Raw genomic sequence first — 21,624 nt, forward strand, 5'->3', positions numbered from 1 at the left:
TGCCTCGAGTGCGGATCAAGGAACGCGAAGCTCGCGGATAGGTTCACGTCGTGCGGCCGCGACAGCTGGGAGAAGCGCGGCGGTGGTGGCCGTCCCGATGGCGAGCACGCACACCGCGAGGGTGAACTCGAAGCCGGGGAGTGGGTCCTTATCGATAGCGAGGATAGTGCTGGCCGCTGCAGCTCCGATCCCAACCCCGACTAGCGCTAGTCCCGCGGTCTGGGTGAGGAGCAACGCGATAATGAGTCCACGGGTGGCGCCGAGCGCCCGCCGCCGCCCGAAGTCTTTGCGTCGCATCATCACGAGAGCATAGAGGAGGATCGCCACGAGAGCTCCGGTGACCGCCACCATGACGAGGACGAGCCCTCGGGAGAACGACCCCAACTGTCCTTGGATCAGGCCCCGAAGCTCTGCGAGTTCTTCTGAGGTCTGCACGTTGACCTTTGTTGCATCGTCCGCGGCGAGCACGGAGAGCACAGCGGTGGACACAGGCGCTACGAGATCCGGTTCGTCAGCGATGACGACGAGGAGGCTGACATCTTCTTTCCCAGTCGCCGTGGGCTGTGAGATCAGGACAAGCGGTTCGAATCCGGCGAGGAAGTCCGGCGTCGTTAACCGTCCCGCCACGGCGTAAGACGCTCCTGTCGTGAGGGTGATGCCGCCGGCTGCGTCAATGAGGCCGAGCTGCTCCAGCGCCTGCGAAGAACCGTACGCTGTCGGTGAGTCGGCGAGAGGAACACCCAGGTAGTCCAGATGACTGCCGTACGCGTACCTCACGGGCACTCGAGTACCATCGGGAACTTCCGCGTTCGTGGCATCGACTGCGGAAGAGAAGGCGCCCGCCCATTCGATTCCGGAAATGCCCGAGATTCGGTCGAGGACGTCAGAGGTGATGCCTGCTCCGGACTCAGCACGAACGACGATGGATCGGGTGCCAGCGGAGTCGATAGACGACAAAACGCGTTGTTCAGCGCCGACGGTTCGCCCCGTCGTCAGCATGACGGTGAGCACCATGCCCGCGACCATGAGGATTGTGACGATGGACGCAACCGGTTGCGATACCGCCGACGACATCGCTTCTCGAGCGATACCGATACCGCGAGTCACCCGAGCCTCATCTCGATGTCGCATGCGTCGGCCACGGCCGGGTCGTGCGTCACGACGATGACGGTCGCACCGGCATGAGCGTGGTCTCGTAGCGCTCGGACGACCATCGTGCTCGTAGCCGGGTCGAGGTTGCCCGTCGGTTCATCGGCGAGGATGATCGGCGGCTCGTTGAGGAGCGCTCTGCAGAGCGCGATGCGTTGCGCCTGACCGCCGGATACTTGGCCAGGCTTGCGATGCGCGGGCACATCGACGCCGAAGCGTTCGAGCAGCTCTTGAGCTCTGCCGACGAGATCGGCGCGCTTCTGTCCGCGGTAGAGTGCGACCTCGGTGACGTTGTCGAGCACCGTTCGTGTCGCATCCAGCGCAGCATCCTGGAACACGAAGCCGAAAGTATCGGCACGTAGCTGTGCTCGACCTGCGTCGTGAAGATGCGCTACCGGCACGCCTTCGACTGCGATCTCGCCGGCGGCCGGCTTCAGCATCAGACCGAGGATGTACAGCAGCGTGGACTTTCCGGTACCGGAAGGCCCGGTGATTCCTGTCATGGAACCCGCCGGGAACTCGGCGGACCATCCGTTGAGTATCGTCCTGTCGCTTCGCTCGTACTCGAAGGTGATCTCGCGAGCGACAAGAGGGTGCACCGTCACTGAGCTGGCCCCGTGCCGGGAACGCGGACGTCGATCCCTTCGGCCACACCTTCGACGACGCTCATGCCGCGCGCCGAAGCGATGACGGTGACGTTGAGCCTGTCGCCTGACCTATCGATGACAGCGAACTGTCCATCGGCGCTTGTCACCAATGCGGCCGACGGTATGACCAGCCCCGATACCTCTTCGGCCGTCACGATGACGGAGCTCAGGAGCGCTTCGCCGCTGACGGGGATCTGGGCGCAGTCGCCACCGCAGATGCTCTCACCGTCGAGATAGATGTCAATCGAACCGGACTGTGAGTCGACCACCTGCTTCCCCGCGGAGGCGATCCAGACGTCGCCTTCAGGAGAGGTGATCTCCACCCGGGTTCCGGTGGGCATCGTCGCTGCCTGAGCCTCTGTGACTGGTACCCGGAACACCGGCGACGTCGAGAGTGCACGGACGACAGGTTCGCCACCAGCTACGAGATTCCCGCGAGTGATCACTTCGTCGTCCAGGGACACGCGCGTCGGAAGCTGCGGCACGTAGATGATGTCGGCAACGTCGACGACACCTGTCTGCTCGACGTCGAGCGTCTTCTGCCATGCGCGGATCGCCTCGATTGTTCGAGGGCCGGCAGTGCCGTCGACGGCACCGCCGTAGAGTCCCAGAGCTGTGAGCATGCTCTGGAGCTGAGCAACATCAGCACCCTTGGTGTCGACGTCGATGGAACGGTAGGCAGGGACATCGCCCTGGCCGATGACGACTGGATGTTCATTCACTCGGAACAGCACGTCACCCGGCATGACCTCTGCACCGGGTTCGATGGACACCTCGGTCACGACCCCTGACGCGCGGTTCGAGCCTGCGGGAACAGGGGTCCATTTCGCGACTGTGTTGAGTGTGATCGTCGATCCCACTTCGCCGGACTGGACTGTCACATAAGTGAAGTCCGCGGCCTCGAGCGGGTCATCGGCGGGAGTGAGGATGGACGAAGCTGCCCACCCGACGGCGCCTGCAGCGAGGACGGCAAGGATCGTCGTGACGATAAAGGATCTCCGTCGAGGCTTTGCCGTAGCGCGGTCGTTGCTGGGGGCGTTCTCCATGCGTCGTCAGCGTCCGTTCGTGAGCTTCCAGTCATCGATGCTGGCCCCGTCCCAGAGAACTGCGCCGGGCACCTGCTGCGGGCAGGCATCCTCAAGCTCGGCCCACGCCTGGTTGAAGTTCTCCTCGGCCACGGTCATGGACACCTGCGCGAAAGGGAAGTACGGGTCGGAAAGCCAGGAGTCGACGAACACGGATTCACTGGGCGGATCCGAAATGGGATGCCCGCGATCTTCGAGGCAGGGGATGACGAAGTCCACGGTCCACGCATACTGGGCCTGAATCTCCTTGTCAGACCAAGTCTTTGTGTATCTCTCGGGGACGGGGTACTGCACAGCGCAGGTGTACTGGGCCAACGCGAACGCGTCCTCGTTGCCGGAGGGGACATTCACTCCGCCGTTGGATTCTGTCGGGTAACCAGCCTCAGTGAGGCAGTCTCGGAGCGCGGCGTCCCGTTCTGGGGTATCGACGTAGCGCACCACCTGGACGTCCGGCGGATCCTCAACACCGTAGTACTCGGCCCACTCGTCGGCTTGGTCGTGAAGGTAGTCAGAGGACCCTGAATCTGACGTCGCGTTGGTATCGGGCTGTTCGACTGGCGCGGAACAGCCAGCGAGTCCAACGAGGCAAAGGGCGGCACCCACGAGGATGCCGCCCTTCCGAGCCGAGGCGAGGGTCACGAAGCGCAGCTCGCTCCACCGCTCTTGATCGAACCGTTCGTGGAGATTGCCCAGCTACCGCCCGAAGCGCCATGCGAAGACTGGTGATATCCAGCCGTCGACCAGCCGACACTCACCGGGGAGCCGCCCAGCAATGCGTGTCCTACCGAGAACGTGCTGCCCGAGCCCGATGTCGTGCTCGTGATGCGCAGCGTGCGGTTCGGGTTGCACTCCGTGTAACCATTCCGGCTGTCGGCGGCAAGTGCAGGCGTCGTTGCAAGCAACGTCGCGCCCACAAGAGCGAGGACAGCAACTGCTCCACCGATTGAACGCTTCTTCTTCATGAAACACCCTCCCAGGTTTCTAAGTAATGTACCCACCTTGAGTTTTGATGCTAGCGCATTCGCTGAGGTGCGCGGCAGGGGTGAAGGTTGAGCGCTCAGGCGCAGGAAGAAGGTGCGGCGAGACCGGAGCGAGGGTTGAGGCGCAATCAGTGAAGAAACATTGCGGGCGCCCGACTTTTGCCGCTACGGTCCTGATGAGAACCGCTCAACGAGGGAGAAGCCGATGAAGATCAACAAGCTGGGCATGGGATTCGCCGTCGTGGCGGCACTGGGGCTGGCTCTTGGCAGTGCCAGCCCGGCATCGGCGCTGGGCAGCGCTTCGGGCTCATGCTCGTCGGTCGCCGCCGTATACGGCAACAGTTCGGCAAAGGGGAGCGCCCAGACGTGGACGCAGAACTCCGGGACGTGTGGCGAGCTCGGCGTCCGGATCTTCTACACGCTGTACTCGGGCTCGCCGACCTACTACACGTCCTGGACCTATGGCCAGGTCTCCGTGTATGGCACCAACCCCGGCAATATCGTGCATGGCGCCAACCACTTGGCCAAGCGCGGCGCGAGCTCGGACATCAACTTCTCTTCCTGATGCGAGGCAAGACCGCTTTCGTTGCTGCGTGCGCGTCCGTGCTTCTGCTTGCAGGTTGCTCGAGCAGTGCGCCGGACGCAGCCAGCGACGCGGAGCAGCCTGTGAAGGAAGTCACGTACGACGAGTATCAAGCGGCTTTCACCGCTTACAGCTCATGTCTCGAAGACGCGGGATACTCGCTGCGCATCGACGGTGAAGACAACCAGACTGTGCAGTTCTCGGTCCCGTCCGGAGCCGTCGCCTCCGGTGCAGATCAGAAGTGTTACGACGAACACTTTGCATCCATTGATTCGGCCTGGCAGTTGGCGAGGATCGACACGTCGAACTCGGCACGTATTCTCCGGGCATGCCTAGAAGGACTCGGACTGGTGCCAGCAGACACGTATGAGGAGATGAACAAGCAGCTCTTCGACGCCGGAGAAGACCCCAGCGTCTGCTCTGACTACTCGTGACTTCATCGCGTTCGGGTCGACGATCTGTCGCCATCTTCATCGTCGTGTGCGTCGCCGTATGGCTCGTTCCGACGGGCATCGCTGTCGGCTTGTGGTCGGCATCTGCCCTCGTCGAACGGGCTGCGGTGACCGCCGATGATGCGGAAATCATTCAAGTGGGGGAGCGGGTCGATGCGGAGGCCAGAGATGCCGTCGTCGACGTCTACCTCGGTGACGCGCACCTTGTGTCTAGCGAATCGACGGGAACCGTTACGCAAGTGCTCACGTCACCAGGGTCGGCGCTGACAAACGGAGTGCCCGTTATCGCCATCGGAGACGCGGTGATCCGCGCGTTTGCCCAGGACTTCCCGCTGTATCGGCCACTCGTGCGGGGAGATCGAGGTCCCGATGTGGAAGCTCTCGAGATGTTCCTGCGCGATGGCGGCTTCCTCGACGTCGCGACCATTGACGATGTGTACGGCGTACAGGTCGACAGGGCGGTGAGAGCGTTTCAGAAAGACAATGGCTACACGGTCGACGGAGTCTTCGATCCCAGCTACGTGGCCTATGTCGGCACTGCGTTCACCGTCGCCGCCATCGACGTGGTGCCGGGGGACAAAGTCGCGGTCGATGATCAGATCATGTCTGGGACGGCGCCGGCTACCAAAGTCGAAATCAAGGATCCTGACCTGAACCCGCTGCCACCATTCTCTGGCGCACCTCTCATGCTCCAACTAGCCGACAGCTCCGTCTCCGTAGACGGGACATCTCTCGATGGTGCGGCCGCGATGGAGGTGGCAACCGCACTGGCCACGTCTGGCGCCGGCGGAACAACTGTGGAGGACGGGGCGGTGGTTCGGTACGCCAACGCTCGTATCGAGCTGTCCGAACCGGGAGCATGGGGAACGGTCCCGTCCAGCGCGGTGTACATCTCAGATACCGGGGTGCGCTGCGCCGTGGACGAGAACGGGACAGCCATCCCGCTCGTCGACTCCCGAGAGTCGACAGGGCAACCGGGAATCATGCTCGTTCAGGCTGACCTTGTCGGCATGCGCGTGCTGTCCGACGTTGCTCAGGCGCCGTCAGGAAGTCTCGACGCGTGCGAATAGTGGTCGCCGACGTCAGCGTCACGTTCTCAGGACGTGAGGTGCTCAACGTCGCGAGTGCGACGTTCATCGATGGAGGCATCTGTGGCATCGTGGGTCCGTCGGGAAGCGGAAAGTCGTCGCTCCTATCAGTTATCGCAGGACTCCGAGAGCCGGACACCGGTACAGTCGTGTTCCATCACGGCAACGAAGCACGGCAAACTTCCCGGGATGATGTCGCCTGGGTGCCACAAGGTGCATACCTTCTGCCAGAGCGCAGCGTGGTTGACAACGTCGCGATTGGAGCCCTCGCTGAGGGGGCGAACCTATTAACGGCCATGGCGCGCGCGGAGGTAGCGCTGGACCAGGTGGGGCTCCGTGACAGGGGCACCGCGACCGCGTCGGTGCTGTCGGGAGGGGAAACCCAGCGGGTCGCATTAGCGAGAGCGATCTGCATGTCGCGGCCCATCATCATCGCGGACGAGCCCACGGCGAGCTTGGATCGCGATGCGGCACAGAATGTCGCTGAGGTGCTCGGACGGCTGCAAGCGGAGCGTCTCGTGATCGTCGCTACCCATGACCCGCTTCTGATGGCGCAGTGCGACATCATTCTCGATCTGGGATCGCGATGACCAGGGCGCGTGGATGGCGGCTTCGGTTCCTCGTGCGGGAGGCGGTGAAGAACGTCACGGGGACGCGCTCGCGCATGCTTCCGTACACGATCTCTGCTCTACTCGCAGGGGTGCTGACAGCGATTGCTTTCACTGCACAATGGGCGAGCTTCGAGGACTCCGTTTCGCAGTTTCAGCTGAAAGGGCGAAGCGTCTACCTCATCGAAGCGTCCTCGGACGAGCGCCCGGTATCCATCGAGCGGTCATCCTGTGAGCGTCTGGGCGAGCTCGGGACCGTTGAACGTGCCGGCATCATCGTGAGCCTCGGACGCGGCCCGGTGGCTCCCCTGGGAGGGAGCATCCCGGTTCTGGGAGCGAGTGCCACCCTCATCTCTGAACTCGAGGACGGTCATGCGCTTGTGGGGAGTGCGATCAGCCCGAGAGATTTCGTGGGGTTTGTCGACACTGCCGATGGTGTGCTCCCCGCCAGTACTGGCGCGATGCAGCCGGCCGGCATCGACACCAACTCTGCCCTCACCGTGCCGTTGCCCGTGACGACTGACAGCGGGACCCAGTGCATCGTCGAGATGGACTGGCGCGCAACAGCACAGGATGTGTCCGCTGCGGCCGCCTCGTTGCATGTTGAGGGTGGCAACATCACCGCCGTCCCGGCGTACCGCGAGTCGTCGTCGGTGATAGATGCGTTTCTCGAGCGGACTGAACGGTGGCTGCCGATCCTGTTGGGACTGCTGGGAGGTTTAGCGACGTCGCTGGCGGTTCGCTCACGCCGCGGCGAACTCGCCGCCTATCTTTTCGGGGGCGCATCGCCACGCGCCGCCGCCACTCTTGTCATGCTGGAAGTCGCGTTCATCGGCGGCATCGCCGTGACGAGTGGAGGGGCCACGATTCTCGCGCTTAGTGCATTCACTTCAGCGCCCGCTGCGGGTGCGATTGCTGTTCTCGCCTTGGGCGCGACGTGGGTTGCATCAGCCCTCCCGCTGTCTGTTCAGATGGCGATGGTGTCGCCTGTCGAACTTGGTAAGGGCCGCTGAGTGAGGCAACATAAGTTGAATACCCCGATACGAGCGTGGGGCTCAGCCACGTAGGTCGGCCAGAGGAAGATTCCCATGACTGAACGCAAAATGCCGCAACTCAAGCAGCAGCGCTCAATTGACACTCGGGACGCTCTCCTCACCGGTGCCGCGCGTGTGTTCGCCCGTGTGACGTACGCGGAAGCGCGCTACCGCGACGTCGCCGTGGAGTCCGGAGTGAGTGAAGGTGCGCTTTACTTCCACTTCCGCAGCAAAGCGGACCTTGCACGTGCTGTCCTCGATGAGCAACAGGAGCGCATGACGTCCGTGCTTGTGCGCGTTGAAGAATGGCCTGGGACCGGACGCGAGCAGCTTCTCCGGCTGATGAGAGACCTCGGAGATCTCATCGCGGGGGACGAGATCGTCCAAGCCGGGATCAAGCTCGCGGGTCAACCGTCTTCGGAGGTGACGACCGAGGCGAGCGAGCCGTACCTGAAGTGGGTTCGCGTCACGCGGACATTCCTCGAACGGGGCGTCCAGGATGGATCCGTCCGAGCAGGTTTGGACATCGATCTCTTCGCCGAACTCTTCAACACCGTGTTCGTCGGTTCTCAGGTGCTGTCCGGACTGGAGGACGGCTGGGCGTCATTGCCCCGGCGTATGCAGCGCCTCATGCCCACGATGGAAGCGCTACTAGCCGCGACGTGATCTACGCCTTCGCTGCGATGAAGGCACTGCGAACTTCAGCAGGCACGCGACCGTAGCCGCTAACCTCGATCCCTTGCGAGCGTGCCCACTCACGGATCTCGGCGAGCTCAGTGGTCGACTTCCGGCGGCGCGGACTGGTTGCCGTAGGGCTCGTCGTCTTCGCGGTGCGAGCCACTTCAACGAACGGAGCGACTGCCTCCTTCAGCTTGACAAGGTTCGCCGCACTGAGATCCAGCTCATACTGACGGCCCTCGATAGCGAACTGGACGGTGCCGCCGTCGCCGTGCTCAATGGGCTTTCCGTCCAGGTCGTCGATGAGCTCAACAACTACTCGCTTCGACATGTCGATCCTCCTCCGATGTGGGAATCTGTGCTTTGGGGTAAGTAGATCAATGTTCAGGATATAGATCGGAGTGGAATCTTCTTGAGTATTTGCACACAATCCAAAAACAATGTGTGCACCTTGAAAATCTGAATCAGGCGCGAATCGATCTAGTGTGCGCTCAACGCGACTGGCAACCGTGTCACAGAATCGAGAATCGTTGCGCGCGCCCGGATTAGAATGAAGGCGGTCGAGCGCGTACTCGACGGTCGGAGGGGGCGGGATGACTGTGCGTGATCTGAATCGACGACAGCGAGCAACTGGTGCAGGTGTTCTTTGTGATGTGCTGGTCGCGACTGCATCACCAGCATGAACTCGAAACGACTACCGCCACTCGACGTGGACGGCGCGGCCGCCTCGGCTCTCACCTCGGACGTGCAGCTTCGCCCCGAGGACGTACACAAGGCGAAATCCGAGAATGTGTGGATTCAAGCGCCGAGTGAGGAGTCGCCTCATTCCCTGTCTGCGCGCTTCGAGGTTCCTGCCGAGGGCGAGGCGCTCCGACTCGTCGATCTCATCGAGATCCAGAGACAAGCCGGCATCTTTCAGGCTCACCGCCAGTTCGGTGTACCCCATAACGAAGTCTTCGTCCTGGACCAGATGTCGTTGAAGAGAGTGACTGCCACACACGAGTGGGCTGACTCTCATCGGAAAGGCCGCGTTCGCTCACAGATTGTGGCAACGGGGTTGAGAGGCAGGGCGCGCTCACTCGTCCAGCACTTTGCGCTGGAGACGTCGGACGGGCTCATAGTCGTCGGGCGCGCAAAGTCTTCTTTGATCCCTGCCGCTGTGTACCAGCGGGTTCGTAAACAGCCCACGCAATCCAACATATCGGCCCCTGGATCGAAGAGATCTGGTTTCACCTATGAGGAGCTCCTCCAGGTTGATGAGCAGGACCCATTGCTCTCAGATCACCCATCCGACCACCTGACAGCGGTCCAAGCCATCGCGGACGTCGAGAGAGTCGCGCAGATAGCTGCGCCCGGGTCGAATCTCAGAGCACTGAAGTTGACCTTCCAGCGGTATGCCGAGGCGAATCCGACGCCCACGCTACGGCTCAAGGTCTCGGGATCGGGGCGCCTAGCCGCGGAGATCGTGCAGCATGGCGTGCGTCGCGCCAAACTCGCCGGCGCTCTAGTTATGAGGAGGCCGGTCGATGCGCGGTAAGTTGGCGGTTGTCACTGGCGCGTCCGGCGGTATAGGCGCAGAGATCGTCAGTGCCTTGGCGGCGGATGGGCACTACGTCGTTGCGCAGTATCGGAGTAACGAAGCAAAGGCGGCAGTGCTGGCGAGCGAAGTCTCGGCCTGCGAGCTGGTGAAGGCTGATTTGGCTACCGCCTACGGAAGGTCGGTGCTGGTCGATGCTGTTCGCCAGCGGGCGTCGCGGTCTGGTCTTCAGGTGTCGGCACTCGTCAACAACGCGGCGAAGATGCTCGGACCGTCGTTCTCCGAGGCGACCCCTGAGGCCTTTGACGAGTATGTCGACATCAACGTGAAGGCGCCATTCTTTCTGACCCAGACGCTGTCGCAGGACATGAGAAGTGGTGCGAGCGTCGTGAACATCTCGTCCGCGAGCGCCCACATCGCGAGCGCCGGCGACATTGTCTATGCCATGACCAAGGCCGCCCTGGAATCGGTGACGCGCAACATGGCCGAGGCGCTCGCCCCGCGGGGGATACGGGTCAATGCGGTGATCCCGGGCTTCACCAACAACGGGCACGCCGCGTTCCGGAACGAGTCCGCGGTCGCCTACATGGGGAGTTTGTCGATGCTGGGTGGTGTGGCGGACCCGTCTGCAGTCGCGGATGCGGTGACGTTCCTTGTCTCGGAAAGAGCATCGCGGACGACTGGCGCAACGCTGGATGTCACCGGGGGGATGACGCTCCACCCTCGGCCCCATCGTCAGAGCTCCGTGAGAAACCTTCTCTAGGCCATCGCGCGACTGACTGCTCTTGCGCAGATCCGAATGACTCCTCGCCGAGGGCATCACCTCCAGTAAGAACGTGGGGATCTCCGCTGGCGTTCGTGGCGCCGGTGTCAGCGCCTGAGCCCTGACGTTACTGCGGCGGGTCTGCCTTTCGGAGGCTCTGGCAGGCGGCGCTGATGCGTGTGACGATGCTGGCTTCATAGACTGGACGGATGCGAGCGCTCACCGAGACAGATGTGCGGGCTTCGTTCGTGAACGCGGCCCCCGACGAGCTGCGCGTGATGGAGATGCCCCATGACTTCATCCTGACCGACTGGGACTATCTGGACTTCTTCGCCTGGCGGGATCCCAGTGTCGGCGGCCGCGGTTACATCCTCGTCCAGCACGAGGGAGCTGTGGTCGGTGTGGTCGTCCGGGCCTCGGGTCCGGGGCGCGGCCGTTCGGGCATGTGCAACATCTGCCACACGATGCAGCCCGGCAATCAGGTGACGCTGTTCTCGGCACGTCGCGCCGGGGACGCCGGCAGACGAGGCGACTCGGTCGGCACGTACGTGTGCGCCGATCTGTCGTGCCACGAGAACGTGCGGCTCGCGCACCCGTTGGCGCCGAACGAGGTGCGGACCGCTGGACAGGTCGACTTCCGTCTCGACGGTACTCGTCGTCGTATGGAGCGCTTCATCGCGCGCGTCTGGGAGTGATGCGATCGCGGTTACGCTGGACGCAACCGTCCTGTGCTCGAAGGAGACGCCATGAACGATGCCATCCTGTTCGCCGTCGATGAGGGGCTGGCTCGGCTCACGCTGAATCGTCCGACACGGCTCAACGCGTTCAACGCCGATCTCGCTCACGCCTGGCGGGATGCGACAGCGGAGGCCACGTCTCGGGATGATGTGCGGGCGATCCTCATCGATGCAACAGGCCCGGCGTTCTGCGCAGGCGGCGATGTGATCGACATGGCGACCTCATTCGGCGGGCCCGAAGACATCACTGCGCTCGCCGAGGTGATCAACGCGGGGATCCGCTCGCTCACGGAGTCGTCGGTTCCCGTCGTCGCTGCCGCACACGGCACGACGGCAGGCGGGGGACTCGGCATCCTGCTCTCCAGCGACTACGCCGTCGTCGGATCTCGCTCACGTCTGGGGAGCCTGTACGCGAACATCGGTCTCACGCCCGACCTGTCGGTCTCGGCGCAGCTCGCGCGAGCCGTCGGTCAGCGCCGTGCCCTGCAGCTCGTGCTGCAGGACCGCTTGCTGAGCGCCCAGGAGGCGCAGGATTGGGGTCTGGTCGCGGAGTCGGTGGAGGGGGCGGATGCCGCAGACGAGGCAGCGCTCGTGCGTGCCAGGGGCGAGGAGATCGCCCGGTTCTGGCTCGCCGGAGCAGCAGACGCCTATGGTCAGGCCAAGCGCCTCGTCCGATCGCAGCCTGAACGCACCTTCGCCGAGCAGCTGAGCGAGGAGGCGCGCTCGATCGGCGCGGCCATGGCGACTCCCGAGGCGCAGGCGCGCATCGCGGCCTTCGCCGCAGCGTCCGCGAAGAAGGGCGCCGCCTGACTCGGTCTGCACAGGCACGCGATCCGTGTGCGCTCTGCACAGAGTGCGTCAGCGTCCGTGGCTTCCGGAGGCCCGCGTGGCAGGATGAAGACACCGCAGCTCGACGAGAGGACCGCTATGTCTCAGCCGCAGATCGCGAACACCGGCAAGACCAACACATCCCTGCTGATCCGAGGGGCCATCTGGATCGCGATCGGCGCGCTCATCGCGGCAGCGCTCGTGTGCGTGGTGTGGGTGCTCATCGGCGACCAGGACGGGTTGATCGGCCGTGCATTCCTCACGATCCTGCTGCTCGCCGCGTTCGCGGGGATCGCCATCCTCGAGGCCGGGCTCGCGCCGAATCGCCCTGATTGGCTCGCACTCGCCAGCATGGTCACCTGGATCCTCGCGCTGCTGGTCGGCGCGGTGAAGATCTGGCTGCCCGAGGACGGCGACTACTTCGGGGGAGCCGAACGGTTCTTCCAGCTCCTCGTCGTCGTCGGAATCCTGCAGCTCGCGCTCCTGCACGTCCGCTTGTTCACACCGGCCGCGCAGCGGCACGTCACCACGTTCACGCGCATCATCTACATCGCGACGATCGTGTTCCTGGGCGGCCTCGTCGCGCTGCTCGTCTTCTTCCTCACGTTCCCGCACACCTTCGACTACAGCGAGCTGTACTGGCGGATCGTGGTCGCCCTGACGATCCTCGCGGCGGTCGGCACCACGCTGATCCCGCTGCTGAACGCACTGTTCGCACCGAAGAGGGAGTCGTCGTCGGCCCGCGCCGCTGCTGCACGGGCCACTGCGGCTCCGGCATGGCCCACCTTCGCTGACGGGGTCACGCCGCTGCCGGCGCTCCCTGATGCGTCGCCCGATTGGAACGCGTATTACACGGGATACCCCACGGTGCCGCAGCAGGCGCTGCCGAGCGCCCCGCCCTCGTCGTTCCCGGTCGCGAGCCCTCCGGTGCCGCCGGCGCCGGGTTCCTTCGGCGGTGGCCACACCGGCGCGCCCGCACAGACAGCGCCCCCGGTCCCGCCCGCTCCTGACCTGCCGCAGCCTCCTGCCCCGACCCAGCCTCCCGCGCCGACGCAGGGCGGTGCGCCGACGTTCCCGCCCGCTCCGCCCGCGGCCCCGCAGCCGCCGCAGTGACCGCCGAGATCGAGATCGAGCTCGGCGAGCTTGCGGCGGCGATCGCCCGCGAGGCCGGTGCGCTCGCGTTGCGGAGGCGCCGTGAGGGCGTGCAGCTCGCGGCGACCAAGACCACTCTCGCCGACATCGTCACCGAAGCCGATCGCGAGGTCGAAGACGTCATCAGGGCCGCGCTACGTGAAGCACGCCCCGAAGACGGATTCCTCGGTGAGGAATCAGGTGCGGAACCCGGTGCGAGTGGGATCACCTGGGTCGTCGATCCGATCGACGGCACGGTCAACTACGCCTACGGCATCCCGGCGTACAACGTCAGCATCGCCGCCGTCCGCGGAACGCCGGAGCCGGAATCGTGGGAGGCTCTGGCCGGCGCGGTCTACGCGCCGGCCCTCGACGAACTGTTCACCGCCGTGCGCGGACACGGTGCGTGGTTCGACGGCATCCGTCTCTCCGTGACGAGTGAGTCGCCGGCCGGCGCGCTGCTCGCCACCGGATTCGGCTACGACCCGTCGACGCACGACGGAGACATCGAGACCGTCCGCCGCGTGATGCCGATCGCACGCGACGTGCGACGGATGGGAGCGGCCGCACTCGACCTCGCCTATGTCGCGGCCGGCCGCTTCGACGGCTACTTCGAGCGGGGGCTCAAGCCGTGGGATCACGCAGCCGGTGCGCTGCTCGTCCAGGAAGCAGGGGGAGTCGTCACACGGCTCGACGTCGACTCGCCGCGCCCCATGCTGATCGCCGCCGGACCAGCGGTGCACGACCGTCTGCTCGCAGTGATCAACGGTCCCAGGTGATCGGTACATGGCTTTCCCAGCCTCAACCGGGTAGGGTTTATCCGATCGTTATCTCCGTCCCCCGAAGGCGGAGAACTCCAGAAGTCCCCCGAGTTTGACGCGCGACCCGAGAGAATCACTTTTGCCCTTCGAAAACCCGCAGGCCGATGCTGCGTTCACGCGACGCTCCGGCCGGAACCGCACTGCGGCCTTCACGGCCCCCGCGGCGGGAACGACGGCATCCGACTCCGCCGACGCTGCTGCGGCTCCAACCGCAGCGTCCGCCCCGCTTTCACGTCGGGCAGTCCGAGAGCGGATGACCCTCGACCTGCCGACCGTTCCGGCCGCCGACGAGTCCGCTCCGGCAGCCCCCCGCATCGCCACTCCCGCAGAGCTGCTGACTGCGAACGCCGAGACGCCCGCGCCTCCGCTCGAGGCAGACGCAGCCGCATTCGAGTCGACCGCGACCGAGGACGACGCCGACGCGTTCGAGCAGGCATCCCGCGCGTTCCGCACGGTGACCGGACCGCTCCGCACCGGCAGTGCATTCGTTCCCGCCGAAGACATCGCTGCCGAAGCGGTCGTCGCCCACGTGGTCCCGCGTCGCCGCGGATCGCGCAAGTTCCTCACCATCGGCGCCACCATCGGCGTGATGAGCCTCGCGGGCCTCCTGGCCGTCTCGATGACCTTGCCGGCTGAGGCCGTTGCGGCGTCGCAGGGTACCTCGGTCGCCGCGACCTCGCTGGTCACGGCATCCGGCTCCGAGAAGACCGCCGCAGGCGACGACGAGATCCAGGCATTCGTCGCACCGTCGGGCGTCCAGACCGAGTCACTCACGCGCGGCGACGACTTCAGCACGGTCTCGCTCGTCGACGTCGCGTCGGAGCAGGGCATCAACTACTCCAACGAGATCTTCACGAACGACCCCGAGGCCGCGATCCAGTGGCCGTTCATGGTCGGTGTCGGCATGAGCTACGGCTACGGCATGCGCAGCGGTCGCCTCCACGAGGGCATCGACTTCGTGCCCGGCAACGGCGCTCCGGTGCAGGCGATCGCCGACGGCACGGTCCGCATCGCGACCGAGCAGGGCGGGGCCTACGGCGTCACTGTGTACATCGATCACGTGATCGACGGGCAGGTCATCACGAGCCACTACTCGCACATGCAGTACGGCTCGCTGCAGGTCGCCGCAGGCGACACCGTGACGGTCGGAACCGTCGTCGGCAAGACCGGCAACACCGGACGCTCCTACGGAGCCCACATGCACTTCGAGCTCATCGTCAACGGATCGACCATCGACCCGCTGCCGTGGCTCCGCGAGAACGCGGGTCGGTACTCGTACTGATCGGCTCGATTTCATGAGGACGCCACAGTAATGGTATTCTCGTACGGTTGCCCCGCGAGGGGCAGCACGCCCCGATAGCTCAGTGGCAGAGCACTTCCATGGTAAGGAAGGGGTCGTCAGTTCAATCCTGACTCGGGGCTCGCAAGCATTCTTCTCACACGCGGACGGATGCCTCGCGGCAGGGTAGCTCAGCTGGTTAGAGCGCACGACTCATAATCGTGAGGTCGCGGGTTCAAGCCCCGCTCCTGCTACAGAGAAAGCCCCGGCCGAGCCGGGGCTTTTCTGCATTTCAGGCGATGGTGTCGTCGTTGCGGACGCTCCGCCGCGTCACACGCTCGCCGGTCGCCGGGTCGACCGAAGTCCGCGCGACGCTGTCGGTCCGACGGCTCCGCATCACCAGGATGAGGCTGATCAGGAACACGACCACGCCGGCACCCATGAGGATGTAGCCGATCAGGTCGAGGTTCACGTACCCGCCGGTGTCGATGTTCACTGCGAAGGCCAGGATCGCTCCGATGACGAAGAGCGCGATGCCGCTTCCGATACCCATGTGTCCAACCCTCTCTGGAGACCGAGGCTTCGGTCCGATACGAGAAGAGTAGGACGCATCGCCACGGAGTCAACCCTCATGGACACCGCAATCCACGGGTGGTATCGAGTTCAGCGTGCCGGCTGGAGGCCGCCGATCGCCGAACCGGCCTCTCCGTTGACGTACATGTAGCCCTCGATGATGTCGGCCGAGCGCCCTCTGCTCAACCACGAATCGATGCCCTCGCACACGTTCGTCGTCAGCGGGGCCAGCGTCCCGAGATCGATCCGGCCCGCGGAATCCTGCGTCCAACGGCCGCTCAGGTCATTGCATCCGTCACTGCCCGCGACCGTCCCGTCCGCTGAGAACTGCAGGAACGGGGTGCCGTCGACGCTCGCCTCCCATTCGCCGACCGGGTCGGGGAGCGGTTGCGGTGTCTCAGCCGGCTCCTCGCCGTTCGCGATCCGGTTGTTGCGCTCGTACATCCCGGCCAGCCCGACCTCGAACGCGACGCTCGTCGCGATCCTCGACACCAGGATGAGGATGATGCCGACGAGCGGACCCCAGTGTGTGGGCCTCCGTCTCATCCGAAGCACCACGGCAGTGATGATCGCGACAGCGATGGAGCCACCGACCGCCCACGGATACACCGCTCTGGCGCCGAGACTGAGATCCAGATCGCAGTCGCCCTCGCACCCGACCGCGGAGAACGACTCGAAGAGCTGCACCCAGAAGATGAAGAACAGCATCACCGGGATGAGCACCCAGAGGCCGATCGCCAGGCCAGGGGGACGTGTGTCGACGTCATCCGGCCTCGAGGGGCGAGTCGTCTCCGGGAGCATGCCGCCGAATCTACATCGCGTCTCCGCTGACGCAGCGCAGCACGCGCGGCCGGATGTGGCGGCAGCACACTGTGCACGGTGGATGCTGTGCCGCGGCGACGCTGACTCGGTCCCGACCTCGGGATACCGTCGAAGCATGGACACCGCCGCGTTCCCCGCCGTCGATCTGGCGTACCTCCGGTCGATCCTCGGCGAACCCGAGGGGCCGACGACGCAGAAGATCACCGACTTCCTCGACGACAACTGCCTGACGTTCCTCGCGCACTCGCCGTTCTGCTGCCTCTCGACCTCGGATGCCGCCGGCAACTGCGACTGCTCGCCGCGCGGCGACTACCCGGGGTTCGTCCGCGCGATCGATTCCCGTACCGTCGTGATCCCCGATCGCCTCGGTAACAAGATCGCCGATTCGATGACCAACATCCTCGACAACGGTCATGTCGGGCTGCTGTGCTTCGTGCCTGGCATGACCGAGACGCTGCGGATCAACGGCACGGCGACGGTGACGAACGACCCGTCATTGCTGGCGATGCTCGAACAGGACCACTCCGTGCCGGACCTCGCGATCGTGGTCCGCACCGAGCAGGTCTATCTGCACTGCGGACGCGCGTTGCTGCGGGCAGGGCTGTGGGATGCCGATATGCAGGACCTCGCCGACGAGGTGCCCACCTCCGGCGCGATCTGGGCGAGCATGTCCGGCTACGACCCGAGCGTCGGCGACGTGATCGACGACGCCATGGCCGGCTCCTACCGGGCGCTCTACTGAATGCGCTCCCGGACAGGGATGCTCCCGCTCGTCGTGCGCGAGATCATCACCGAGACACCGTCGATCGTCAGCATCCGGCTCGAAGCCGCAGACGGCTCGGCGCTGCCGCCGTGGCAACCCGGCGCCCACATCGACGTGCAGCTCGTCACCCGACACGAGCGTCAGTACTCGCTGTGCGGTGACCCCGCCGACATCACCGGGTACCGGATCGCCGTGCTCCGCGAACCGTTCTCGCGAGGCGGCTCGCACTACATCCATGGGTTCCTCCGTGTCGGCAGCCGCGTCTGGGTGCGTCCACCGCGGAACCTGTTCCAGCTCGCCGCTGCGCCCTCGTACCTGCTGCTCGCCGCCGGCATCGGCATCACGCCGATCCTGTCGATGGCGCGCCATCTCGCCGCCGAGGGCGCGGACTGGCGGATGATGTATCTCGCCCGTCGAGGCGAGGACCTCGCATTCTCGGATGAGCTCGCGGCACTCGGCGATCGAGCGACGACGCACATCAGCACGCAGGCAGGGCGCCTCGACCTCGCAGCGCTCCTCGTCGATATCGCCCCTGGCACCGCGGTCTACGCCTGCGGACCACAGGGCTTCATCGACGCGCTGACAGAGCTCGGCAGTGCGCTCCCGGCCGGCAGCAGCATCCACGTCGAGCGCTTCGAGCCGAAGCTGCGCGAGCACCTGCCCGACGAGGTGTTCACAGTGGTGTGCACGCGCTCCGCTGTCACGGTCGAGATCCCGGCGCAACGGTCGATGCTCGAGGCGCTGCAGGGAGCAGGCGTGCCCGTCGAGGGGTCGTGTCTCCGAGGCATCTGCGGGTCGTGCGCCCTGCACGTGCTCGACGGCACCCCGGAGCATCGTGACTCGCTCACCGGCGATGACGCCTCGACGACGATCTATCCGTGCGTGTCGCGGTCGATCTCGCCGACGCTCGTCGTGGATGCCTGACTGAGTCCAGGTCGATCGGCCGGCGAGGTCATGAACGTCGCGCACGTCTGCGCACCGTTTGTCATTTAGCTAGACCGGCTAGTAAAATCTCTCGCGAGGGAGGGCGACGACATGACGATGATGGCAGAGACCGGTTCCGTGAGCCGCCCCATCATCCCCGCCCTCCGCGCAGCCGACGGCCTCACGAGCGGGACGCCGCGAGTGTCGACCCTGCGCACCATCGGCATCCTCCGCCGATCTTCGACCACCGCAAGATGAAAGGAGCCCCATGGGACTCGATGACAAGATCAAGAACGCTGCAGAAGACATCGCCGGGAAGGCGAAGGAAGCTGCGGGCAAGCTGACCGGCAACGAGAAGCTCGAGGCCGAGGGCAAGGCCGAGCAGGCCAAGTCCGACGTCAAGAAGGCCGGCGAGAACGTCAAGGACGCACTCAAGTAATATCCGGTCGGAGCATTTCGGGGAGGCGGAACATCACCGCCTCCCCGAAGTCCGTCTTGGCGCAGTATCAGTCAGAGGAGAAGAGCATGTCGGAATCCAGGACCACCGAATCCCTGTGGCGACGGCTGGTCAGGCGCTTCCGTCCTGCACCGGACGAGCCGAGGCGCCTCACCGTCGAAGACGTCACGGTGGTCGACCGGCCGATGCTGCGTCGCGCGGTCGCCGGCACCGTGGTCGGCAACCTGATGGAGTGGTACGACATCGGTGTCTACGGCTACCTCGCGGTCATCATCGGGCGGGCATTCCTGCCGGATGCTTCGGCCGGCGCGCAGTCGCTCTTCTCGCTCGGTGTCTTCGCCGTGACCTTCGTCGCCCGCCCGCTCGGCGGCATCGTGCTCGGCCAGCTCGGCGACCGGATGGGCCGTCAGCGCGTGCTGGCCTTCACGCTCATCATGATGGCTGCCGCGACCTTCCTGATCGGCGTGCTGCCCGACTTCTCGGTGATCGGCATCTGGGCCCCGATCCTGCTCATCGTGCTCAAGCTCGCACAGGGGTTCTCGACCGGCGGCGAGTACGCCGGAGCCACCACGTTCATCACCGAGTACGCTCCGGACCGCCGCCGCGGCTTCTACGCCTCGCTTCTCGACCTCGGCTCGTACATGGGCTTCGCGATCGGCGCCGCGTTCGTCTCCATCCTGCAGCTCACGCTGTCCGCCGAGGTCATGCAGGGCTTCGCCTGGCGCATCCCGTTCCTGGTCGCACTGCCGCTCGGCCTGATCGCGATCTACTTCCGTCTGAAGATCGAGGACACCCCAGCATTCCAGGAGGCACAGGACGCCGCGGCTCGGGCGTCCGACGAGGCGCAGGCGGATGCTCCGAAGGGCGTGCTCGCCCTGATCCGCGCCTACTGGCGTGAGCTGCTCACGGCGTTCGTGCTCGTCGCCGCAGCCAACACCGTCGGCTATGCCCTCACCTCGTACATGCCGACGTACCTGACGGGCACGCTCGGCTACGACGAGGTGCACGGCACGCTGCTCACGCTGCCGGTGCTCGTCGCGATGGCGCTCTGCATCCCGCTCACCGGCCGGCTCTCCGACCGAATCGGTCGCCGGAAGGTGCTGTTCATCGGCTCGATCTCGGCGATCGTGCTGGCGGTGCCGGCATTCCTGTTCATGATGCACGGGGAGATCTGGTCGACCGTGCTGGGGCTCGTGCTGCTCGCTTTCCCCGTCACGTTCTACGTCGCCAACCTCGCCTCGTCGCTGCCGGCACTCTTCCCGACCTCGTCGCGGTACGGCGGCATGGGCATCTCGTACAACCTTGCCGTGGCGCTGTTCGCCGGCACCGCGCCGGTCGTGATGGAGGCGCTCGTGCAGCTGACCGGCTCGTCGCTCGCGCCGGCGTTCTACGTGATCGGCACCTCGATTGCCGGGTTCATCGCCGTGGTCGTGCTCAAGGAGTCGGCTCGGCGCCCGCTTCCCGGCGCGATGCCCAGTGTGCAGACCGAGGAGGAGGCCGTCGAACTCGTCGAGGGGCAGGACGACAATCCCGATCTCGACCTCGACGAGCTGTTCCCCGAGCGCACAGAGACGAGCTGAGTGCGTGCGGCTCAGTCGCCTGCGGAACCGAAGGTCTCGCCGTCTGCGCTGACCCCGTCGCTCGGCTCCTCGTCGTGGTCTGACGCCTCCTCGATCGCCGAGGTCATCCCGGCGAGGAAGCGCGTGACCACCGCGCGCTCCTGATCCGAGAACTCGTCGACGAGCGCCAGCATCCGCCGGTGCATCGCTCCCAGCGTGTCCTTCACCTCTTCGTCACTGCTGACCGTCGGCACCACCATGCCGGCTCGGCGATCGGTCGGATGCGGTTCCCGCCGCGCATGACCGCCCCTCTCGAGACGGTCGATCAGGGTCGTGGTGGATGCCGTGGAGATGTCGAGCATGCGCGCGATGTCGATCGGCCGCACGATCCGCTGGGCACGCTGCTCCCTGAGCAGGAACCGCAATGCCATCAGGTCGGTCTCGTTCATCCGCATGGACGCACGCGTCCGTGCGCGCATGGCGGTCTCGGCTCCGCGATAGCGACGCAGCATGTTGAGCACGTCGACCGTGCTCGCCGCCTCCGAATCCGGGTACCAGTATCCGGAGCGGGAGAACTCTTCGGGGTGTCCCATCATGCGGCCTCGCTGTCGTCGTGCTCCAGAGCTGGATCCATCATCCCACCGAGCGGGTGCGGACCGACGAGCATGACGAGCGCGGGAGAGGCGCCTGCGCGGCGACTGCAGCCTCGCGGGATCAGGCGGGTATCTGATCGACGTAGTGGCGCATCTCGGCGCGCACCGAGTCGACCTCGTCGAGGATCTGCCGCGCGCGCTCCTGCAGGTGCCGACCGGCCGGTGTGAGCTCCACTCGACGCGTGCTGCGGGTGAACAGCGACATGCCGATCTCCTGCTCGAGTCGTCCGATCTGCACGCTGAGCGGAGGCTGTGACATGTGCAGTCGCCGCGCCGCGCGACCGAAGTGGAGCTCATCGGCGACGGCCATGAAATAACGCAGTTGACGAAGCTCCATGAGGGCACGATACGTGCTTCGTGTTACCGCGCTGTTACGCGCGGATTGCGAGCGAAACGCAATGAATCCAGCTTGGAAATCGCCTTTGAACTGGGGTTGTCTGAACGTATTCTCTGATGACGCAACACCCCGATCT

The 21,624-nt window shown here is 65.1% G+C and carries 28 protein-coding genes and 2 tRNA genes; 20 read left to right on the plus strand and 10 right to left on the minus strand.

Annotation, left to right across the window (positions count from 1 at the left end):
* Positions 1–15: 15 nt before the first annotated feature.
* The 5 genes from RS83_RS09280 to RS83_RS18775 are packed head-to-tail and all read right to left on the minus strand — an operon-like array spanning position 16 to position 3,843.
* The gene (locus RS83_RS09280) at positions 16–1,107 is read right to left on the minus strand and encodes an ABC transporter permease (RefSeq protein WP_231587755.1); all 1,092 of its coding nucleotides are present in this window, start codon (positions 1,105–1,107) and stop codon (positions 16–18) included.
* Positions 1,104–1,754, minus strand: a complete 651-nt coding sequence (locus tag RS83_RS09285) for an ABC transporter ATP-binding protein (protein ID WP_082071606.1) — start codon at positions 1,752–1,754, stop codon at positions 1,104–1,106. Before RS83_RS09285 ends, RS83_RS09280 begins: the two co-directional genes overlap by 4 nt.
* Entirely contained in the window at positions 1,751–2,842 is a 1,092-nt protein-coding gene (locus tag RS83_RS09290; protein ID WP_045279229.1) for a peptidoglycan-binding domain-containing protein, read from the minus strand. Before RS83_RS09290 ends, RS83_RS09285 begins: the two co-directional genes overlap by 4 nt.
* Before the next feature lie 6 nt (positions 2,843–2,848).
* Positions 2,849–3,520 (minus strand): hypothetical protein, encoded by a 672-nt coding sequence (locus RS83_RS09295; RefSeq protein ID WP_045279230.1) that lies wholly within the window; start codon positions 3,518–3,520, stop codon positions 2,849–2,851.
* Entirely contained in the window at positions 3,517–3,843 is a 327-nt protein-coding gene (locus RS83_RS18775; RefSeq protein ID WP_156153166.1) for a hypothetical protein, read from the minus strand. Before RS83_RS18775 ends, RS83_RS09295 begins: the two co-directional genes overlap by 4 nt.
* 223 nt (positions 3,844–4,066) lie before the next feature.
* Between RS83_RS18775 and RS83_RS09300 the strand changes: the two genes are divergently transcribed.
* The 6 genes from RS83_RS09300 to RS83_RS09325 all read left to right on the plus strand — a co-directional run bounded on the left by RS83_RS09300 (position 4,067) and on the right by RS83_RS09325 (position 8,292).
* A complete protein-coding gene (locus RS83_RS09300) occupies positions 4,067–4,426 on the plus strand; it encodes a hypothetical protein (RefSeq protein WP_045279231.1) in 360 nt (119 codons plus the stop codon).
* Positions 4,427–4,527: 101 nt separating this feature from the next.
* Complete coding sequence (locus RS83_RS09305; protein ID WP_045279232.1) at positions 4,528–4,878, plus strand: hypothetical protein; 351 nt, start codon at positions 4,528–4,530, stop codon at positions 4,876–4,878.
* Between the two features lie 125 nt (positions 4,879–5,003).
* Complete coding sequence (locus RS83_RS09310; protein WP_156153167.1) at positions 5,004–5,966, plus strand: peptidoglycan-binding domain-containing protein; 963 nt, start codon at positions 5,004–5,006, stop codon at positions 5,964–5,966.
* Positions 5,957–6,574: an ATP-binding cassette domain-containing protein gene (locus tag RS83_RS09315; RefSeq protein ID WP_082071607.1), complete on the plus strand. Its 618-nt coding sequence runs from the start codon at positions 5,957–5,959 to the stop codon at positions 6,572–6,574. Before RS83_RS09310 ends, RS83_RS09315 begins: the two co-directional genes overlap by 10 nt.
* Positions 6,571–7,605 (plus strand): hypothetical protein, encoded by a 1,035-nt coding sequence (locus RS83_RS09320; RefSeq protein WP_045279234.1) that lies wholly within the window; start codon positions 6,571–6,573, stop codon positions 7,603–7,605. Before RS83_RS09315 ends, RS83_RS09320 begins: the two co-directional genes overlap by 4 nt.
* A 75-nt stretch (positions 7,606–7,680) precedes the next feature.
* On the plus strand, positions 7,681–8,292 hold the full coding sequence (locus RS83_RS09325) for a TetR/AcrR family transcriptional regulator (RefSeq protein ID WP_045279235.1): 612 nt from the start codon (positions 7,681–7,683) through the stop codon (positions 8,290–8,292).
* A gap of 1 nt (position 8,293) precedes the next feature.
* On the opposite strand, the gene RS83_RS09330 is transcribed toward RS83_RS09325, so the two are convergent.
* Complete coding sequence (locus RS83_RS09330) at positions 8,294–8,635, minus strand: histone-like nucleoid-structuring protein Lsr2 (protein WP_045279236.1); 342 nt, start codon at positions 8,633–8,635, stop codon at positions 8,294–8,296.
* Between the two features lie 348 nt (positions 8,636–8,983).
* On the opposite strand from RS83_RS09330, the gene RS83_RS09335 reads away from it, so the two are divergent.
* The 9 genes from RS83_RS09335 to RS83_RS09380 all read left to right on the plus strand — a co-directional run bounded on the left by RS83_RS09335 (position 8,984) and on the right by RS83_RS09380 (position 15,654).
* Complete coding sequence (locus RS83_RS09335) at positions 8,984–9,841, plus strand: AfsA-related hotdog domain-containing protein (RefSeq protein WP_082071608.1); 858 nt, start codon at positions 8,984–8,986, stop codon at positions 9,839–9,841.
* A complete protein-coding gene (locus RS83_RS09340) occupies positions 9,831–10,604 on the plus strand; it encodes an SDR family NAD(P)-dependent oxidoreductase (protein WP_045279238.1) in 774 nt (257 codons plus the stop codon). The genes RS83_RS09335 and RS83_RS09340 overlap by 11 nt, the downstream gene beginning before the upstream one ends.
* Positions 10,605–10,813: 209 nt before the next feature.
* Positions 10,814–11,299 (plus strand): FBP domain-containing protein, encoded by a 486-nt coding sequence (locus tag RS83_RS09345; protein WP_045279239.1) that lies wholly within the window; start codon positions 10,814–10,816, stop codon positions 11,297–11,299.
* Between the two features lie 51 nt (positions 11,300–11,350).
* Positions 11,351–12,151 carry an enoyl-CoA hydratase/isomerase family protein gene (locus tag RS83_RS09350; RefSeq protein ID WP_045279240.1) on the plus strand — a complete coding sequence of 267 codons (801 nt, stop codon included), beginning with the start codon at positions 11,351–11,353 and terminating at the stop codon, positions 12,149–12,151.
* A 117-nt stretch (positions 12,152–12,268) separates the two neighbouring features.
* A complete protein-coding gene (locus RS83_RS09355; RefSeq protein ID WP_052679033.1) occupies positions 12,269–13,282 on the plus strand; it encodes a hypothetical protein in 1,014 nt (337 codons plus the stop codon).
* Positions 13,279–14,079 (plus strand): inositol monophosphatase family protein, encoded by an 801-nt coding sequence (locus RS83_RS09365; RefSeq protein ID WP_231587757.1) that lies wholly within the window; start codon positions 13,279–13,281, stop codon positions 14,077–14,079. The genes RS83_RS09355 and RS83_RS09365 overlap by 4 nt, the downstream gene beginning before the upstream one ends.
* Positions 14,080–14,374: 295 nt before the next feature.
* A complete protein-coding gene (locus RS83_RS09370; protein ID WP_231587758.1) occupies positions 14,375–15,403 on the plus strand; it encodes a M23 family metallopeptidase in 1,029 nt (342 codons plus the stop codon).
* Positions 15,404–15,471: 68 nt separating this feature from the next.
* Positions 15,472–15,543, plus strand: a tRNA-Thr gene (locus RS83_RS09375).
* A 37-nt stretch (positions 15,544–15,580) separates the two neighbouring features.
* Positions 15,581–15,654: transfer RNA gene (locus RS83_RS09380), tRNA-Met, on the plus strand.
* A 38-nt stretch (positions 15,655–15,692) separates the two neighbouring features.
* Here RS83_RS09380 and RS83_RS09385 read toward each other — a convergent pair.
* Together RS83_RS09385 and RS83_RS18285 are read right to left on the minus strand one after the other, a co-directional pair.
* Positions 15,693–15,953, minus strand: coding sequence for a DUF6458 family protein (locus RS83_RS09385; RefSeq protein WP_045279242.1), 261 nt, complete (start codon positions 15,951–15,953; stop codon positions 15,693–15,695).
* A gap of 110 nt (positions 15,954–16,063) precedes the next feature.
* Positions 16,064–16,774, minus strand: a complete 711-nt coding sequence (locus tag RS83_RS18285) for an META domain-containing protein (RefSeq protein WP_052679035.1) — start codon at positions 16,772–16,774, stop codon at positions 16,064–16,066.
* 136 nt (positions 16,775–16,910) lie between these two features.
* Here RS83_RS18285 and RS83_RS09395 point away from each other — a divergent pair, with 136 nt between their 5' ends.
* From RS83_RS09395 to RS83_RS09405, 5 genes are all read left to right on the plus strand, one after another.
* On the plus strand, positions 16,911–17,537 hold the full coding sequence (locus tag RS83_RS09395; RefSeq protein ID WP_045279243.1) for an MSMEG_1061 family FMN-dependent PPOX-type flavoprotein: 627 nt from the start codon (positions 16,911–16,913) through the stop codon (positions 17,535–17,537).
* Positions 17,538–18,482: a PDR/VanB family oxidoreductase gene (locus RS83_RS09400; protein WP_231587759.1), complete on the plus strand. Its 945-nt coding sequence runs from the start codon at positions 17,538–17,540 to the stop codon at positions 18,480–18,482.
* A gap of 111 nt (positions 18,483–18,593) precedes the next feature.
* A complete protein-coding gene (locus RS83_RS18780) occupies positions 18,594–18,740 on the plus strand; it encodes a hypothetical protein (RefSeq protein WP_156153168.1) in 147 nt (48 codons plus the stop codon).
* Between the two features lie 10 nt (positions 18,741–18,750).
* A complete protein-coding gene (locus RS83_RS18570) occupies positions 18,751–18,921 on the plus strand; it encodes a CsbD family protein (RefSeq protein ID WP_082071610.1) in 171 nt (56 codons plus the stop codon).
* A gap of 86 nt (positions 18,922–19,007) precedes the next feature.
* Entirely contained in the window at positions 19,008–20,519 is a 1,512-nt protein-coding gene (locus tag RS83_RS09405; RefSeq protein WP_082071611.1) for an MFS transporter, read from the plus strand.
* 11 nt (positions 20,520–20,530) lie between these two features.
* Here the strand turns inward: RS83_RS09405 and RS83_RS09410 are convergent, their stop codons facing one another.
* Both RS83_RS09410 and RS83_RS09415 read right to left on the minus strand, forming a co-directional pair.
* Positions 20,531–21,091: a MarR family winged helix-turn-helix transcriptional regulator gene (locus RS83_RS09410; RefSeq protein WP_045279428.1), complete on the minus strand. Its 561-nt coding sequence runs from the start codon at positions 21,089–21,091 to the stop codon at positions 20,531–20,533.
* A 121-nt stretch (positions 21,092–21,212) separates the two neighbouring features.
* Positions 21,213–21,488 (minus strand): LysR family transcriptional regulator, encoded by a 276-nt coding sequence (locus RS83_RS09415; protein ID WP_082071612.1) that lies wholly within the window; start codon positions 21,486–21,488, stop codon positions 21,213–21,215.
* Positions 21,489–21,624 lie beyond the last annotated feature (136 nt).

Source organism: Microbacterium oxydans (genome assembly GCF_000956525.1).
Classification (GTDB): domain Bacteria; phylum Actinomycetota; class Actinomycetes; order Actinomycetales; family Microbacteriaceae; genus Microbacterium; species Microbacterium oxydans_A.